We start from the raw sequence: 14494 nt of genomic DNA on the forward strand, positions 1-14494 counted from the left end.
CAATCGGCAGGGCTTCTTCTTATTCCACGGTAAAAGGCTCTTCGGTCAGAACCTGGCTTGATTTCCCTTTGTTTGCGGCATAGGCGAGCAAATAGTATTCTCCGGCTGGAAGCTTTGTTCCGTCATTGATCGTGCCGTCCCAGTCAAAGTACTGATAGCCCTTCCCTTGGTTTTTATAGATGCCGGCTTGGCCTGCAAAATCAAGGTTGCTGTCATAAACGAGGAACGCCAACTCTTCTGCTCCCGCTGGAAGGTAGGTTTCAATTTGATAGGTGCCTTGTGCTGTTCCTTCGCTGACGGAGACAGAGGTGACTCTCGGATAATCCGGCTCTTTGACGACCAGCAATGTAGGCACTTTAGCGACGGTTTTTCCGCCTTCTCTGACAATAACGGTTCCTTCATAGGTGCCAGCTTTTGTTTTCTTTGTATTGACCTTTACTTTTGCAGTGGCTTTTCCGGTTTTATGTGCCGGAATCACAACCCGGCTTGTGCCGGATGTGGAGATGCCGCTGCCGTTAAATGAGTATTCAAGTGTGTATGACTTTCTAATGGAAGATTGGTTTTCAATCGTAAACGTTTCTTTTTTCGTTTCTTTTCCGTTTTCCTTCAAGAATGTGCCGTATGAATAGCTTCCAGGTGAGACGAGTGAGTCGGCTTTGATCGCGCTCATGATTCTCGCGCTCCCCGCACCTTGTGCGTTATGCGGATACACTTCTCCGTCGCCGTCCTTTAAGGTGACAGCGGTATTCATGATCGCGGCTTTGATCTGTTCAACGCTCCACTTTGGTTTGGCTTGTTTGATAACGGCAACCGCTCCGGCAATATGAGGTGAAGCCATGCTTGTTCCTTGTTTTGATCCGTACCCGTATGGGTTGTTAGGATCGTGTGTCGGGATGGTGCTGACGATATTGACGCCTGGTGCGGAAATATCAGGCTTGATCATCCACGTATCCATAACAGGGCCGCGTGATGAGAAATCAGCGATTTGCTCACCGAGCGCTTTTGAAACACTTAACCTGAATGTTGCTTTTGTTTCACCAGCTTTCATGGCACTGACGAGTTTTTCACCGTCTTCTAATGACAGTTTAATCGTTGGCACAGACATGCCTGGCACGTCGGCTTCAATTTCTCCAGAGAGGTTGTTATACACAACCATGCCGATGGCGCCGGCTTTTTTCGCATTGTCCGCTTTTTCCACAAACGCAATGCTGCCCCGTTTGACAACGGCGACTTTGCCTGTCAGATCTTTTCCTTCAAAGTCCTTTGCTTCGCCGATTCCCGCTTCGACAAGCTCAACTTCTTTGTTATTGAGCGCTTTAACGTCATTCTCTTTGTCATAGCCCATCACTTTTGCTGAAGAGTAGGAGCCGAATGTGACGGCGTATTCATTGATCGGGAGTTGAGTCGCACCGACAGAAATCGCTTCTCTTGATGTGCCCGGCGATCCGACTGTCCAGCTGTTTGGTCCGCTGTTGCCGTTCGATGTAACCGCGACAACGCCTTCTGACATGGCCCAGTCAAGCGCTGTGCTTGTCGCCCAGTCCGGATTGTTTATAGAGTTTCCGAGAGACAGGTTCATCACATCTGCACCGTCTTGGACTGCACGTTCCACGCCGGCAATGACGTTTTCCGTTGTGCCGCTTCCGCCAGGGCCTAACACGCGGTAAGCGAGAAGTGTGGCATCAGGGGCAACCCCTTTAATCGTTCCGTTTGCGGCCACAGTACCGGCTACATGTGTTCCGTGTTCCGTGGCACCGCCCCTTGGATCGCCAGTTGGTGTTTCCCTTGGATCGTAATCATTGTCTACAAAATCGTATCCTTTATATTGTCCGAAGTTTTTCTTCAGATCAGGGTGATTGTATTCAACCCCGGTATCAATAATGGCTACCTTGACGCCTTTTCCTGTGTAGCCTAAATCCCATGCGTCGTTTGCTCCGATATACGGCGCGCTGTCATCCATTTGCGGAGATACGGCATCCTCGGAGATTGTGACGTCTTTATCCTTTAGATTGTCTGTTTGATATGTGACGTTCGGATATACGGCTTTTACGTCTTTTACCGCGAGAAGTTTTGGAATTTCATTAGCTGGAAGTTTCATAGAAAAGCCTGAGAATACCTGCTCATATTCCCGGTTTACTTTCCCGTTTTTCACCGCTTTAACGGCTTTGTTTTTTGCTTTGCTGCGAGCGGTTTTCAGCTTGCTTTTCGTTTGGCTTTCGCCCGCTTCCTTCGCCTCTGCCAAGGATTTTTCTTTTAACTCCACGATTACGGTTGTTTTTTTGCTTGTTGTCATGTCGATATCACCGAATATCTCGGCTTTTTCCAGGTCAGCCGACGTTTTTGAAGCAGCTGGAGCTGCCTGTACGCCTGTCAAGCCTGTGGATAACGTGAAAAATAAAATGAAACTTAGTAGCAGAAAGCGAATGATCCCATTCTTCAATGTGTTTCCCCCTTTGTGTTTTAAAAAAATATGAAGATCTAGTATATATTTCTTGAAAATTCAAAAAAATCCTTGTGTCATTTGAACCATTTATTGAATTTCTTTTGTGTATAAGGAAGGAGTTATACACAGAACCCTGTGTATAAGTGAATAAATCTGTGTATATATGTAGGTGGGAATATATGTTCCTACACAAAATATAGATGACGATTGTGGACATGTGGATATCTCTTGTGATTAAGTTGTTCTTAACTTTGGGATAACTTGTGTATAAAGTTTTTGAAACGGTTCTCCAATTTTCATTTCATTTCTTTCAGCTTTCAACAAAACTTCTAAAAACTAGTTGGTTTTTTCACTCATATTGTGACAAAGAATTCTCTTTCAACGGTCTATCATAGAGTCATGAGTTTTGCTAGAGCCGCTAGTTTGCGAGAAAAGAAATCGGCCGTCTTTTCCCGCGGGCTGCTGCTGAGAAAACGGGCTGCTAAAAGGCTGCCTGCCAAAAAGAAGCGGAGGGATGTTTTTCAATGAAACGTTTGCTTGTATCTTTACGGGTGTGGATGGTCTTTTTGATGAATTGGGTGACGCCGGACAGAAAAACTGCGGCTGCCGCGGTCTATTCGGCTCAGCGTACATACCAAAGAAAAGCGGCGGTGCAGGCCGCAGGACTTGTTTCGTTTTATGAGTGGCGGATGGCTGTGAATGAAGAAGAAAAGCAGAAAGCGAAAGCCTCCGCGCTTTATAAAAGAAGGTGTTTGCAAGCCTTCAAGGAATCGCCAAAGCAGGAGAGAGCTGGCCCGCACCTTTACATGGCGGTCAAAAGGAGGTAAAATCCCAGTCAAAAGCAAATTGGCGGGAGAGATAGCCTCTTGAAAATCTATAAGGTGTTAAACAACAATGCGGCTTTAATAAAAGAGGATGATCAGGAAAAAATCGTCATGGGACCGGGAATCGCATTTCAAAAAAAGAAAAATGATCTCATTCCTATGAATAAAGTGGAAAAGATCTTTGTCGTGCACGACGAGAATGAAAAGTTTAAGCAAATCCTGCAAACGCTGCCGGAGGAGCATATTGAAATCGCTGAGGATATCATCAGCCATGCAGAAGGGGAGCTAGCGGCGCCGCTAAGCGACCACATTCATATCGCGCTTTCTGACCATTTGTCCTTTGCGATCGAAAGGGTTCAAAATGGGCTGCTTGTGCAGAATAAATTGCTGCATGAGATAAAGGCGCTCTATAAAAAAGAATATGGGATCGGACTGTGGGCGATCCGACATGTAAAAGAGACATTGGGCGTGTCCCTGCCTGAAGATGAAGCGGGTTATATTGCCCTCCACATCCATACGGCGAAGATGGATGCGGATAGCATGTATTCAGCGCTGAAGCATACGACCATGATTAAAGAAATGATAGAAAAAATAGAAAACTACTTTAATCGAAAGGTGGATGAAAACAGCATTTCCTATCAACGCCTTGTCACGCATTTGCGATACGCGGTCAGCCGGTTGGAATCAAATGAAGCGCTCCATCATATGGACGAGGAGATGCTTTATTTCATCCAAAAAAAGTATTCATTTGCCTATCAATGTGCGCTGGAGCTGGCGGAGTTTTTGAAAAATGAATATCAATTGCATTTGCCGGAGTCCGAGGCCGGCTATATCACGCTGCATGTCCAGCGTCTTCAAGATCTCTCGGAATAACCGCTTTGACTTGCAGAGAGTGATCTCTGGAAGTTTTTTATTTATCGGGATTGAGCTTGTAGTACATCCATCCCATCATGACCATTCCAGCGGCCAGATTTCCGAGTGTAACAGGAATTAAGTTTCTGACCGCTCCCGTCAGTGTCACTGTATCAGGGTGCTCGATCAAAAGTGAGATGGCGAATGTGCACATATTGGCAATGCTGTGCTCAAAACCGGAAATAAAGAAGCAGAAAACAAAAAGCATCATGGTAAACAGCTTGGCTCCTTCTCCTTTGAGAGACATCGGGATGAAAAAGGCGAGGCACACAAGCCAATTGCACAGCATTCCTCTGAAAAACAGTTCGGAAGCGGACGGCTCCATTTTGTGCGCTGCCAGATGAATCAAAAAGGAGTGAACAGAAGCCTCCTTAAAAAGTCCTGTCGCGCTAATCAGAATGGCAAATAGGATGGCGCCAATTAAATTGCCGGCATAGCTTGTCATCCACAAGTACAGGGTGTCCCGCCAGCGAAGTTTTTTTCGAAGTGCGGTATAGGTGAAATAAAAGGTATTGCCGGTAAATAAATCCCCGCCGCCGTAAGCAATCAGCAGAATAGCTGCCCCGAATGTGACAGCGGCTGCCGGAAAGGCAAACGGAGAATCAGCGATGAAGAAATAGCTGCCTGTTTTGCTTGCGGCTGTAATGCCGAAACCGATAAACATGCTGGCCAAAATAGATCTGAGCACATAACGCATTTTGCTGGAAACAAATATATTTTGTTTTTGTAAAGCGTACTGTTCAACCTTTTGCAATGCTTGAGTTTCCATGTTCTTTTCCTGCTTTCTTTGATGGTTGAGCATAGTATAGCATGATATTGTGAAGTATTTCACAATTAAATTTTACGAATTTATGTCTAAATGTTTTATCAAACTTTTTAACTAAAAAACAGTTGACGAAAACGCTATCATGTTTTATGATGAAAGCGTATTCTTAATCTGAATAAGCGGGATTGTGACTGGTAAAGCAGGCAAGACCTAAAATTTGCGTAAATGAAAAAGGATCGCTGTGTCCTTTATTCATTGCCGAATTTTAGGTCTTTTTTGTTTAAATAAAAGGAGGAAAGACAAAATGGATTACAAAGAGACTGCAAAACGACTCATCGAGCTTCTCGGGGGCAAAGAAAACATTATCAGCGCGGCTCATTGTGCAACAAGACTGCGTTTAGTGATGAAAGATGAATCAAAGATAGATCAAACACAAGTAGAAGAGCTTGATGGCGTCAAAGGCGCTTTCAGCAGCTCGGGCCAGTACCAGATCATTTTCGGAACAGGCCTTGTCAATAAGGTGTACGATGCTTTTTCGAAGGAAGTTGATGTCGAACGTGACGAACCTGTAAATCACCAGGATGCGGCAAAAGACAAACTGAATCCAGCTGCGAGATTTGCGAAAACGCTTTCAAATATTTTTGTTCCAATCATTCCGGCTATTGTCGCCAGCGGTCTATTAATGGGATTGTTGGGAATGATCAATGCGTTTCAATGGATGAGCAAGGATTCTGCTTTGCTGCAGCTGCTTGATATGTTTTCAAGCGCGGCCTTTATTTTCTTGCCGATTTTAATCGGGGTCAGTGCTTCAAAAGAGTTTGGCAGCAACCCTTACTTGGGAGCGGTTATCGGGGGAATCATGATTCATCCGACGCTTTTGAATCCTTGGGGATTGGCGGAAGCAACACCGGATTTTATGCATCTTTTTGGAGTTGATATCGCGCTTCTTGGCTATCAGGGAACTGTCATCCCTGTCCTGCTAGCGGTTTATGTGATGAGCAAGATTGAGAAATGGACAAGAAAAGTGGTTCCTCATTCCGTAGATTTGCTTGTTACACCTTTTGTCACAGTGATTGTCACCGGGTTTGTAGCTTTTATCGCGATTGGTCCTTTAGGCAGAGCGCTTGGCTCCGGCATTACGGTTGCTTTAACGTATGTATATGATCATGCCGGTTTTGTCGCGGGTCTGATTTTCGGGGGCACGTATTCACTTATTGTTTTGACAGGCGTCCATCACAGTTTCCATGCGATTGAGGCAGGACTTATTGCGGACATCGGCAAAAACTACTTGCTGCCGATTTGGTCAATGGCGAATGTCGCACAGGGCGGGGCCGGCCTTGCCGTCTTCTTTATGGCAAAAAAGGCAAAGACAAAAGAAATCGCGCTTCCGGCTGCATTCTCTGCTTTTCTGGGCATTACTGAACCAGTCATATTCGGAGTCAATCTTCGCTACCGTAAGCCATTTATCGCCGCGATGATCGGTGGCGCATTAGGCGGTGCATATGTCGTATTTACTCAGGTTGCTGCAAACGCTTACGGGTTAACGGGTATTCCGATGATCGCCATTGCTGCGCCGTTTGGTGTTGGCAACTTGATCAACTATCTGATTGGAATGGCCATTGCGGGAGTGTCAGCATTCATCGCAGCGTTTATCATGAAGATTAATGAAGATGAGGGGAGAAAAAAATGACATCACATGATCAGGAGCTTCGTCGCCGGGCATATGAAGAAGTGGAGAAAAAAGAGCGGATCGCTAACAGCGATCCGCATCGCCAGCATTTTCATATCATGCCGCCGGTTGGGCTGCTGAATGATCCGAATGGCGTGATATATTGGAAGGGTAGCTATCATGTGTTTTTTCAGTGGCAGCCGTTTCAGACAGGGCATGGCGCGAAATTCTGGGGCCATTATACGAGTCCGGATGCTGTGAATTGGAAGCGGGAAGAGATTGCGCTGGCACCGAGTGATTGGTTCGATAAAAACGGCTGCTACTCGGGTAGCGCTGTCACCAAAGACGGTCGTCTTTATCTGTTGTACACTGGTAATGTCAAGGATCAGGATGGCAATCGAGAAACATATCAATGCCTTGCTGTATCTGACGACGGGCTGACTTTTGAGAAAAAGGGTGTCGTCGCCCGCCTCCCGGAAGGATACACCGCACATTTTCGCGACCCGAAGGTATGGGAGCATGAAGGCACATGGTATATGGTGATCGGCGCGCAAACGGAGAATTTGAAAGGACACGCTGTGTTGTTTGCTTCGGATAACCTGACGGAGTGGAGATTTCTCGGCCCGATAACCGGTGCGGGTTTCAACGGGCTTGACGATTTCGGGTACATGTGGGAATGCCCTGACTTGTTTTCTCTTCAGGAGTCCGACGTGCTGATTGTCTCGCCTCAGGGTCTTGAGACTGATGGTTTTCGATATCAGAACGTGTATCAATCAGGTTATTTTGTCGGGCGTCTTGATTATAACCAGCCTGAACTAAAGCACGGCCATTTTTCAGAACTTGATCAAGGTTTTGATTTCTACGCTCCGCAAACACTTGAAGACGATCAGGGAAGGCGGATTTTGTTTGCGTGGATGGCTGTGCCTGACCAGGATGAAGGGTCTCATCCGACGATTGACTATCACTGGATTCACTGTATGACGCTGCCGAGACAGCTGACGCTATCAGGAGAGAAGCTGATTCAGCAGCCGCTGCCTGAGCTGAAAGCCATGCGCAGGAATGAGAAAAATATACAAATCAACATGCACGGGTCATCTGGTACGATTCCGGTTGAAAACCCTGCAAGAGCTGAGATCCTCATGAAAGACATTGATACGGAGTCCGGTTTTTCAATCCGTATCCGCGGAGCGGCTGCGTTCTCCTTTGATAAGGAGAAGGGAGTTGTTACGCTGGAGCGGACGAGCTTCGACGGAACACGAACAGAAGAGAGACATTGCCGCATCAAGGATGTGCATGCCGTGCACATGTTTATCGATGCGTCTTCTATAGAAATCTTTATCAATGAGGGAGAAGAGGTCTTCAGTGCGAGATATTTTCCTTTCCCGGGAAATCATGAAGTGAAAGCCAGCTCGGCGGGAAAATCTGCTATGAACGTCGGAATCTGGACACTTATGTAGAAAATCCTTCTATTTTCTTATGTGAAATCTGAGCCATCTGTGCTATTCTTCAACGATAACCTACTATTTTTTTCTGTAAAAGGAGTTGTTTTCTTGAATATACATGAACAGAAGATAACACCGGAATGTTTGGAAAAGGCTGCGGACCAAGTTGAAGATAAGCGGGAAGAATATAAGGATGTGCTGCTGCAGCTGAAAAAAATGCTTGGCGGGACCTCACCGCACAGTGAAACAGCGGAAGTTCTTTCACGGGCATATGAGCAAATGAAGGAATATGCACTTTTTGTTCAGTCGATAGAAACGTTTTTGAGGAAATCAGCGAACAACTTAAAAATCAAATAAACAGGCTGCCGATGGTATCGGCAGTTTTTTCTGTGAAAAGTGATCGATCATATAAAAAAGGCTGCCTCTCTGGAAGGCAGCCGATGTTGTTTATGATGATTGATCCATACGATGTGCGGAATGCTTCGTAGGTCCAACATACTGGTTGAGCGGGAAGGATTCTTTAATGGCAGCGGTAATGAATTCTTTCGCTGCGTAAATGGCTTCTTTGACTTCCGCACCTTTGGCGAGCTCCGCTGTCACGGCAGCTGAGAAGGTACAGCCTGCGCCATGTGTATAAGGTGTATCGATCATATCGCTTTCAAGAACCTCCGCTTTTTCTCCGTCATAGAGAACATCAACGGCTTTTTCGTGTTTGAGTTTGCCTCCGCCTGTAATCACGACATATTGAGCGCCGAGTGCGTGAATTTTTTTCGCGGCTTCGATCATATCGTCAACTGTTTTTAATTCATCCATGCCGCTGAGCTGGCTGGCTTCAAACAAATTCGGTGTAATGACAGTGGCTAGCGGCGCTAATTGCTCGCGCAGGGCTTGGGCGTGCTCCGGATAAAGGACTTCATTTGCTCCTTTGCAAACCATAACGGGGTCAATGACCACATTTTTTAATTGTTTTTCTTTGATCGTTTTTGCCGCAAGCTCGATAATATCAACGGTTGGCAGCATTCCTGTTTTCATGGCGTCCACTCCGATGCCGTCCGTAATCGTTGCAAGCTGGGCGCGGATTGTATCAATATCGATCGGGAATACCTGATGGTCCCAGCTGTTGTTCGGGTCCATCGCAACGATCACCGTTAAGGCAGTCATCCCGTATACGTTTTTCTCTTGAAATGTTTTTAAATCAGCTTGAATCCCAGCACCGCCGCTGGAATCTGAGCCGGCAATGGTGAGTGCTTTATGCATAGACATGTCTTGAACCTCCATCATGTTTTATCTTTCATTATAGTTAGATTTTCTCTGTATCACAATATAGAAGACCTATAGGAATCATTTGACAATACCAATGAGCTTTCGTAAAATGCTACATAAGAAAACTAGGTAGGGGTTTTGTGATGTTAAATCGTGAGCTGGTGAAGGGCAGTACTGTGATTTTGATATTGACGCTTCTGAACGATCGGCCGATGTACGGCTATGAGCTTGTAAAAGAAATGGGAAGCCGCAGCGGAAATGAACTGCAGATGAAAGAAGGGACCTTGTATCCTTCTCTTCACAAGCTTGAACGTCAAGGGTTTATTTCTTCCTATTGGGAGAAGCAGGAGAAAGGGCCGGACCGTAAATATTACCGGATTACAGATGAAGGCAAAGAGGTGCTTGCGGAACGCACGAAGGAATGGAGTATATTTTCCGCTATGATGAACCGAATGCTGAAGCGGGGCGGGCAGAATGGATAAAGAAACATATTTATCTGAAATGAAAAATGGGCTTAAAGGGCTTCCTGAAGGCGAGACGATCATAGAAGAAATGGAGAGCCATATTGAATATCATATGTTCCACTCTTTTCAGCAAGGGAAGAGTGAGGAGGAGGCGATGCAGACTTTAATGCAGTCGTTTGGTACACCATCTGACATTGTTTCTTCGTTTAAAAAAGAACAGCCGGTAACGTTCCGTGCATTTTTGATGTTCCATCTTTTCTGTAACAGCGCACTATTCGCTGTCGGTATCGCCATTACAATGATGTATGTCTGTTTTGAATCGCCTATTGTTCATGCTATATGGAAAGGCATTTCTGTTTCTATGTGGCTAATCTTAGCTGGGTATATGATCTACTGGGTGCTGATTGGGTATCAAGGGGTGAGGGAGTTTGGAAAACGCGGAGAACAGCTTGTTTTACATACGATTTTGATCTGCATGGTGCCAAACGTCATTTTTATGCTTGTTTTTCTATTTCATGTGATCCCTGCTGCGCTGTTTCAATCCTTACTGACACCTTGGTTTGTCGGAACTTGTGCTTGTGCAACGCTGTTATTTCCGTTATTTGGACGAATGGGCTGTTATATTGGCAGGCGTCAGCTTGCCTGATTTTTTAGGTGTATACATAGAAATTCTATGTAGTAGGAGGTTATGTCGTGAGGATTAGTTCTTGTTTATATGGTTTTGTCATTCATGGGGCAGTATTTTTGTTTACTGGCTGCTGCATGCTCTTGGCTATGTTAGCCAGCTTGCCTTTTGTTTTTTTGCTTGATTGGCTGCCTGATGTCGTCTTTACAGCCGGTGCCATTCTTATGCTGTTATGTTCATATGCTTATATTTGGTTTTTGGCAATCCGTTTTGCATATAACCAGAAAATGCGCCTGTTTGAGGTTCAATTGGGCTCCTTTGTGTTGCTGGCCTTCATGATATCTTTGTTTTTCTTGGATGGATCCAGTATGAAAGACATTGTGTTGAATTGGGACGATACAGGCTGTGCTTTTGTTCCGCCGGCTTTTACATTTTTGTGTCTTTCTTATGCGCTTATGCTGCTGCCGGTCTATCAATCTAAGCTATGGCATCTGATCCTTCCGAATGGTGTCCGCCTAAAAGATCTCTTTCATGTATTAGGAGATTTGGTACTGATCTTGATGCTTTTGATCGGTGCCACATTACTGTTTCTCTCATTCTAATTTGCTGTTTCAGTAGGATATTCCCACTGATCTCCCGTCCAATATATGTTTTAATAGTACATGACTATGAAAATGAGAAGGAGAGCATCATGAAGATTTCTATCGTAATTGTGACCTATAATCGGATTCCGGCTTTGTGTGAGCTTCTGGAGTCGATTTCGCAGCAGACCTTGAAGCCGTATGAAGTGATTATTGTGAATGATGCCGGGGAATCGGTCGTGCCGGTCAAAGCGCTATATCCGGAGCTGCCGATTGCTGTCATCAATTTAGAAAAGAACTCGGGGCATGTGGCTGCGAGAAATGCCGGGGTAAAAGAGGTGTCTGGCGATTGCATTATGCTTTGTGATGACGATGATTTCTTTACGCCGGGGCATGTGGAGAGAATGGCGAAGGAAATAGAAACGGCAGATTTCGTTCATTCCGATGCGGAAATTGTCTCGTTTGAAGAGAAAAACGGAACAAGATATCCAGTGTCGCGGAAGCTGTTTGCTTATACCGCGGACTTTGAGGATATGAGAGTGTTTTCTACATACGTGCCGTCGGGCAGCATGTACAGACGTTTTCTCCATGATGAAATCGGGTATTTCGATGCTGATGTGCACAATTATTGGGACTGGGATTTTTATTTGCGCGCGGCCAAGGAATACCGGGTGAAGCGTGTCCCTTGCGCCAGTGTGATTTATGCCTTCAGTGACGCGGGAGACAATCAGTCCGCGGACCTTGGCGCCAAGCGGAAACAATATTTGGATCGTTTAAGTGAAAAGCACGGACTCGGGGAACTGCCGACGAAAAACTTTGCCGTCTTGCTTGAAGAGCCTGAGATGAAAAGACGGGAAGCACAAAGTGAAATTGTGTGGGATGGCAAGCCTGTCTATTCCAGACTTCATCGTTCGTAAGGGAGGCCTGAATCTTGAAACAGATGTTAGAAGACAGCTGGTGGGATCAGCTGAAGGAAGAGTTTGAGAAACCGTATTATCAAGAGCTCAGAGACATGCTGAAGCGGGAATACGCGGAGCAAACAGTTTATCCGGACAGCGGGGATATTTTTAATGCGTTGCATTATACGCCATATGATGATGTCAAGGTGGTCATTCTCGGCCAAGATCCGTATCACGGGCCAGGACAGGCTCAAGGTTTAAGCTTCTCCGTAAAGCCGGGTGTGAAGCAGCCGCCTTCATTAAGAAATATCTTTCTTGAGCTGCAGGAGGACATCGGATGCAGCATTCCAAATCACGGGTCGCTCGTCAGCTGGGCAAAGCAAGGGGTTCTCTTGCTGAATACTGTGCTGACCGTCAGGCGCGGACAGGCGAATTCCCATAAAGGAAAAGGCTGGGAGCGTCTGACTGACCGGGTGATTGATGTACTGAATGAAAGAGAGCGCCCGGTTGTCTTTATGTTGTGGGGCCGGCATGCCCAAATGAAAAAAGAACGGATCGACACGTCCAAGCATGTTATCATTGAATCGACGCATCCGAGCCCGTTTTCGGCAAGAAACGGATTTTTCGGAAGCAGGCCGTTTTCTCGGGCGAATGCGTGCTTGGAGAAAATGGGAGAGGCTCCGATTGATTGGTGTATAAAGGACTTATAAAAAAGCGCAGATCATCTGCGCTTTTTTACTTGAGTATTTTCCGAATCATCCGCAGCCCGTTTTTGGAAGAAGGATAACGGAAAGCGAAGTCAAAGCGGTTCGTTTGTTTGACGACGCTTTTTTTGTGCGTAAATGTGTTGAAGCTGTCAAAGCCGTGATAGCTGCCGATGCCGCTTTCCCCGACGCCTCCGAAAGGCAAATACGGTGTCGCGACGTGCATTAATGTATCATTGACACAGCCGCCGCCAAACGACAGGTTTTCTAAAACAGCCCGCTCGATTTCTTTGTTTGTGGTGAAAACATACAGAGCGAGCGGCTTTGGGCGTGATTGGACTTTCTCAATGGCTTCATCGATATCGCCATAAGTAAACAGCGGAAGAATCGGCCCGAAAATTTCCTCCTGCATCACTGGAGAGTCATCCTTCACTTGATCAAGAATCGTCGGCGCTATTTTGTGATTGACAGGATCAGACTGTCCGCCTGTGAGCGGGACGCCATCATTCAGAAAATCGAGCAGCCGCTGATAGTGGCGTTCACTGACGATTTTGCCGTACTGCGGATTTTGTTCAGGCTGAGTGCCAAAAAATTCACTGATCACACGCTTCATTTCTTCTGTGAGCTTTGTTTTGATGTCTTCATGGACAACTACATAATCCGGTGCGATACAGGTTTGTCCCGCATTTGTGAATTTCCCGAAGACAATGCGTTTGGCGGCAAGCTGTATATCAGCATCCTTATGGACAATGCAGGGGCTTTTGCCGCCGAGCTCCAAGGTAACCGGAATTAATTGTTTGGAGGCGGCTTCCATGACGATTTTTCCAACGGCAACACTGCCGGTAAAGAAAATATGGTCAAAGGGCTGCTGTAATAACGCTGTGCTGACGTCGGGCCCGCCTTCTGCCATCGCGACATAATCACACGGAAAAACGCTGCTGATGAGGTTGGAAAGAACAGCGGAAACAGCCGGCGTATACTCCGACGGTTTGAGAACAGCCGTGTTCCCGGCGGCAATAGCTCCAATCAAGGGTGAAAGCGCGAGCTGCAGCGGATAGTTCCAAGGCGCAATCACCAACACGGTACCGTACGATTCAGGGATGATGATGCTTTTCGAGCCTAGATGAGTCAGCGGCGTTTTGACTCGTTTCGGCTTGGCCCATTTTCTGAGCCGTTTCATCACAAAGCTGATTTCCTTCAACACGATTCCGATTTCTGTTGTGTATGCTTCTTGTTCGTTTTTGTGGAGATCCTGATAGAGAGCGGCTATGAGATCGGCTTCATGTGTTTTGATGGCTTGTTTCAGCTTCTGCAACATGTCCAGTCTCGATTCGAGAGGTCTCGTATGCCCTGCCGCAAAGTAGGCTTTCTGCTTGCTGACGATAGAGGGGATGCTGTTCATTCCGTTTCTCCTTTTTTTATTAGGTATGGTGACTTATTATGTGAAAAATCTCTTTTGCTTGTCAAATACGTAATGTTGTCAGAAAAAATCACAAACTCATATCTGCGTTTATGGCGGGAATTTGATAAAATGCAGGAAGACGATAAATATTTCTTGGAGGGTTCTTGATGAACATTCATATATCTGCTTTGATTCAAAAAATGGAAGAGGAGCTCAAAAAAGCGAAGACGGCTGAGCTAGATGAGGAGCTGAAGCGCTCGGTAGCGGTTGTCCGTTCTTTGTGTGATGTCGTGCTGGATCAGCCGGAGACAGCGAGTGCGCCCCGCATCCAGCCGAGCAGCACGCCGAGCCCTGCCGCGCCGCCATCGACAGATCAGCTGATGATGGAAAAAATGATGGGAAGCGCGGGATTAAACAAATATCGAAAGCAGGAAAAAGAGAAGCAGGAAGAGGACGGAAACGGAGAGTCTTTATTTGATTTTTAATTGAGAAAGGTTGAG

15 protein-coding genes are annotated in these 14494 nt (G+C 46.1%); 11 read left to right on the forward strand and 4 right to left on the reverse strand.

Annotation, left to right across the window (positions count from 1 at the left end; genetic code table 11):
- Positions 1-19 precede the first annotated feature (19 nt).
- Positions 20-2440 (reverse strand): serine protease Vpr, encoded by a 2421-nt coding sequence (vpr, locus tag BV11031_RS20510; RefSeq protein ID WP_010329028.1) that lies wholly within the window; start codon positions 2438-2440, stop codon positions 20-22.
- 527 nt (positions 2441-2967) lie between these two features.
- On the opposite strand from vpr, the gene BV11031_RS20515 reads away from it, so the two are divergent.
- On the forward strand, positions 2968-3270 hold the full coding sequence (locus BV11031_RS20515; protein ID WP_010329027.1) for a hypothetical protein: 303 nt from the start codon (positions 2968-2970) through the stop codon (positions 3268-3270).
- 39 nt (positions 3271-3309) lie between these two features.
- A complete protein-coding gene (gene sacT, locus BV11031_RS20520; protein WP_010329026.1) occupies positions 3310-4140 on the forward strand; it encodes a sac operon transcriptional antiterminator SacT in 831 nt (276 codons plus the stop codon).
- A 37-nt stretch (positions 4141-4177) separates the two neighbouring features.
- On the opposite strand, the gene BV11031_RS20525 is transcribed toward sacT, so the two are convergent.
- Complete coding sequence (locus tag BV11031_RS20525; protein ID WP_010329025.1) at positions 4178-4948, reverse strand: formate/nitrite transporter family protein; 771 nt, start codon at positions 4946-4948, stop codon at positions 4178-4180.
- Positions 4949-5249: 301 nt separating this feature from the next.
- On the opposite strand from BV11031_RS20525, the gene scrA reads away from it, so the two are divergent.
- The 3 genes from scrA to BV11031_RS20540 all read left to right on the forward strand — a co-directional run bounded on the left by scrA (position 5250) and on the right by BV11031_RS20540 (position 8413).
- A complete protein-coding gene (scrA, locus tag BV11031_RS20530) occupies positions 5250-6635 on the forward strand; it encodes a PTS system sucrose transporter subunit IIBC (protein ID WP_010329024.1) in 1386 nt (461 codons plus the stop codon).
- The gene (sacA, locus tag BV11031_RS20535; RefSeq protein ID WP_010329023.1) at positions 6632-8071 is read left to right on the forward strand and encodes a sucrose-6-phosphate hydrolase; all 1440 of its coding nucleotides are present in this window, start codon (positions 6632-6634) and stop codon (positions 8069-8071) included. The genes scrA and sacA overlap by 4 nt, the downstream gene beginning before the upstream one ends.
- 93 nt (positions 8072-8164) lie before the next feature.
- Complete coding sequence (locus BV11031_RS20540) at positions 8165-8413, forward strand: hypothetical protein (RefSeq protein WP_010329022.1); 249 nt, start codon at positions 8165-8167, stop codon at positions 8411-8413.
- A 90-nt stretch (positions 8414-8503) separates the two neighbouring features.
- Here the strand turns inward: BV11031_RS20540 and BV11031_RS20545 are convergent, their stop codons facing one another.
- The gene (locus BV11031_RS20545) at positions 8504-9319 is read right to left on the reverse strand and encodes a bifunctional hydroxymethylpyrimidine kinase/phosphomethylpyrimidine kinase (protein ID WP_010329021.1); all 816 of its coding nucleotides are present in this window, start codon (positions 9317-9319) and stop codon (positions 8504-8506) included.
- Between the two features lie 143 nt (positions 9320-9462).
- On the opposite strand from BV11031_RS20545, the gene BV11031_RS20550 reads away from it, so the two are divergent.
- The 5 genes from BV11031_RS20550 (at position 9463) to BV11031_RS20570 (ending at position 12598) form a co-directional block, all read left to right on the forward strand.
- Entirely contained in the window at positions 9463-9801 is a 339-nt protein-coding gene (locus BV11031_RS20550; protein ID WP_010329020.1) for a PadR family transcriptional regulator, read from the forward strand.
- A complete protein-coding gene (locus BV11031_RS20555; RefSeq protein WP_010329019.1) occupies positions 9794-10429 on the forward strand; it encodes a permease prefix domain 1-containing protein in 636 nt (211 codons plus the stop codon). Before BV11031_RS20550 ends, BV11031_RS20555 begins: the two co-directional genes overlap by 8 nt.
- 47 nt (positions 10430-10476) lie before the next feature.
- Entirely contained in the window at positions 10477-11010 is a 534-nt protein-coding gene (locus tag BV11031_RS20560; RefSeq protein WP_010329018.1) for a hypothetical protein, read from the forward strand.
- An 89-nt stretch (positions 11011-11099) separates the two neighbouring features.
- Positions 11100-11906, forward strand: coding sequence for a glycosyltransferase family 2 protein (locus tag BV11031_RS20565; RefSeq protein WP_010329017.1), 807 nt, complete (start codon positions 11100-11102; stop codon positions 11904-11906).
- 14 nt (positions 11907-11920) lie between these two features.
- Positions 11921-12598 carry a uracil-DNA glycosylase gene (locus BV11031_RS20570; protein WP_010329016.1) on the forward strand — a complete coding sequence of 226 codons (678 nt, stop codon included), beginning with the start codon at positions 11921-11923 and terminating at the stop codon, positions 12596-12598.
- Positions 12599-12623: 25 nt separating this feature from the next.
- Here BV11031_RS20570 and BV11031_RS20575 read toward each other — a convergent pair whose 3' ends face one another.
- Positions 12624-13994: an aldehyde dehydrogenase gene (locus BV11031_RS20575; protein ID WP_010329015.1), complete on the reverse strand. Its 1371-nt coding sequence runs from the start codon at positions 13992-13994 to the stop codon at positions 12624-12626.
- Positions 13995-14161: 167 nt separating this feature from the next.
- Here BV11031_RS20575 and BV11031_RS20580 point away from each other — a divergent pair, with 167 nt between their 5' ends.
- Positions 14162-14479, forward strand: a complete 318-nt coding sequence (locus BV11031_RS20580; protein WP_010329013.1) for a YwdI family protein — start codon at positions 14162-14164, stop codon at positions 14477-14479.
- Positions 14480-14494 lie beyond the last annotated feature (15 nt).

Source organism: Bacillus vallismortis (genome assembly GCF_004116955.1).
Classification (GTDB): domain Bacteria; phylum Bacillota; class Bacilli; order Bacillales; family Bacillaceae; genus Bacillus; species Bacillus vallismortis.

Excerpts from the sequence above, each read along its gene's own strand:
- BV11031_RS20545 (WP_010329021.1), bottom strand. The coding sequence starts at position 9,319 with ATGTCTATGCATAAAGCACTCACCATTGCCGGCTCAGATTCCAGCGGC.
- BV11031_RS20555 (WP_010329019.1), top strand. The coding sequence starts at position 9,794 with ATGGATAAAGAAACATATTTATCTGAAATGAAAAATGGGCTTAAAGGG.
- BV11031_RS20525 (WP_010329025.1), bottom strand. The coding sequence starts at position 4,948 with ATGGAAACTCAAGCATTGCAAAAGGTTGAACAGTACGCTTTACAAAAA.
- BV11031_RS20515 (WP_010329027.1), top strand. The coding sequence starts at position 2,968 with ATGAAACGTTTGCTTGTATCTTTACGGGTGTGGATGGTCTTTTTGATG.
- sacA (WP_010329023.1), top strand. The coding sequence starts at position 6,632 with ATGACATCACATGATCAGGAGCTTCGTCGCCGGGCATATGAAGAAGTG.
- scrA (WP_010329024.1), top strand. The coding sequence starts at position 5,250 with ATGGATTACAAAGAGACTGCAAAACGACTCATCGAGCTTCTCGGGGGC.
- BV11031_RS20575 (WP_010329015.1), bottom strand. The coding sequence starts at position 13,994 with ATGAACAGCATCCCCTCTATCGTCAGCAAGCAGAAAGCCTACTTTGCG.
- BV11031_RS20580 (WP_010329013.1), top strand. The coding sequence starts at position 14,162 with ATGAACATTCATATATCTGCTTTGATTCAAAAAATGGAAGAGGAGCTC.
- BV11031_RS20565 (WP_010329017.1), top strand. The coding sequence starts at position 11,100 with ATGAAGATTTCTATCGTAATTGTGACCTATAATCGGATTCCGGCTTTG.
- BV11031_RS20550 (WP_010329020.1), top strand. The coding sequence starts at position 9,463 with ATGTTAAATCGTGAGCTGGTGAAGGGCAGTACTGTGATTTTGATATTG.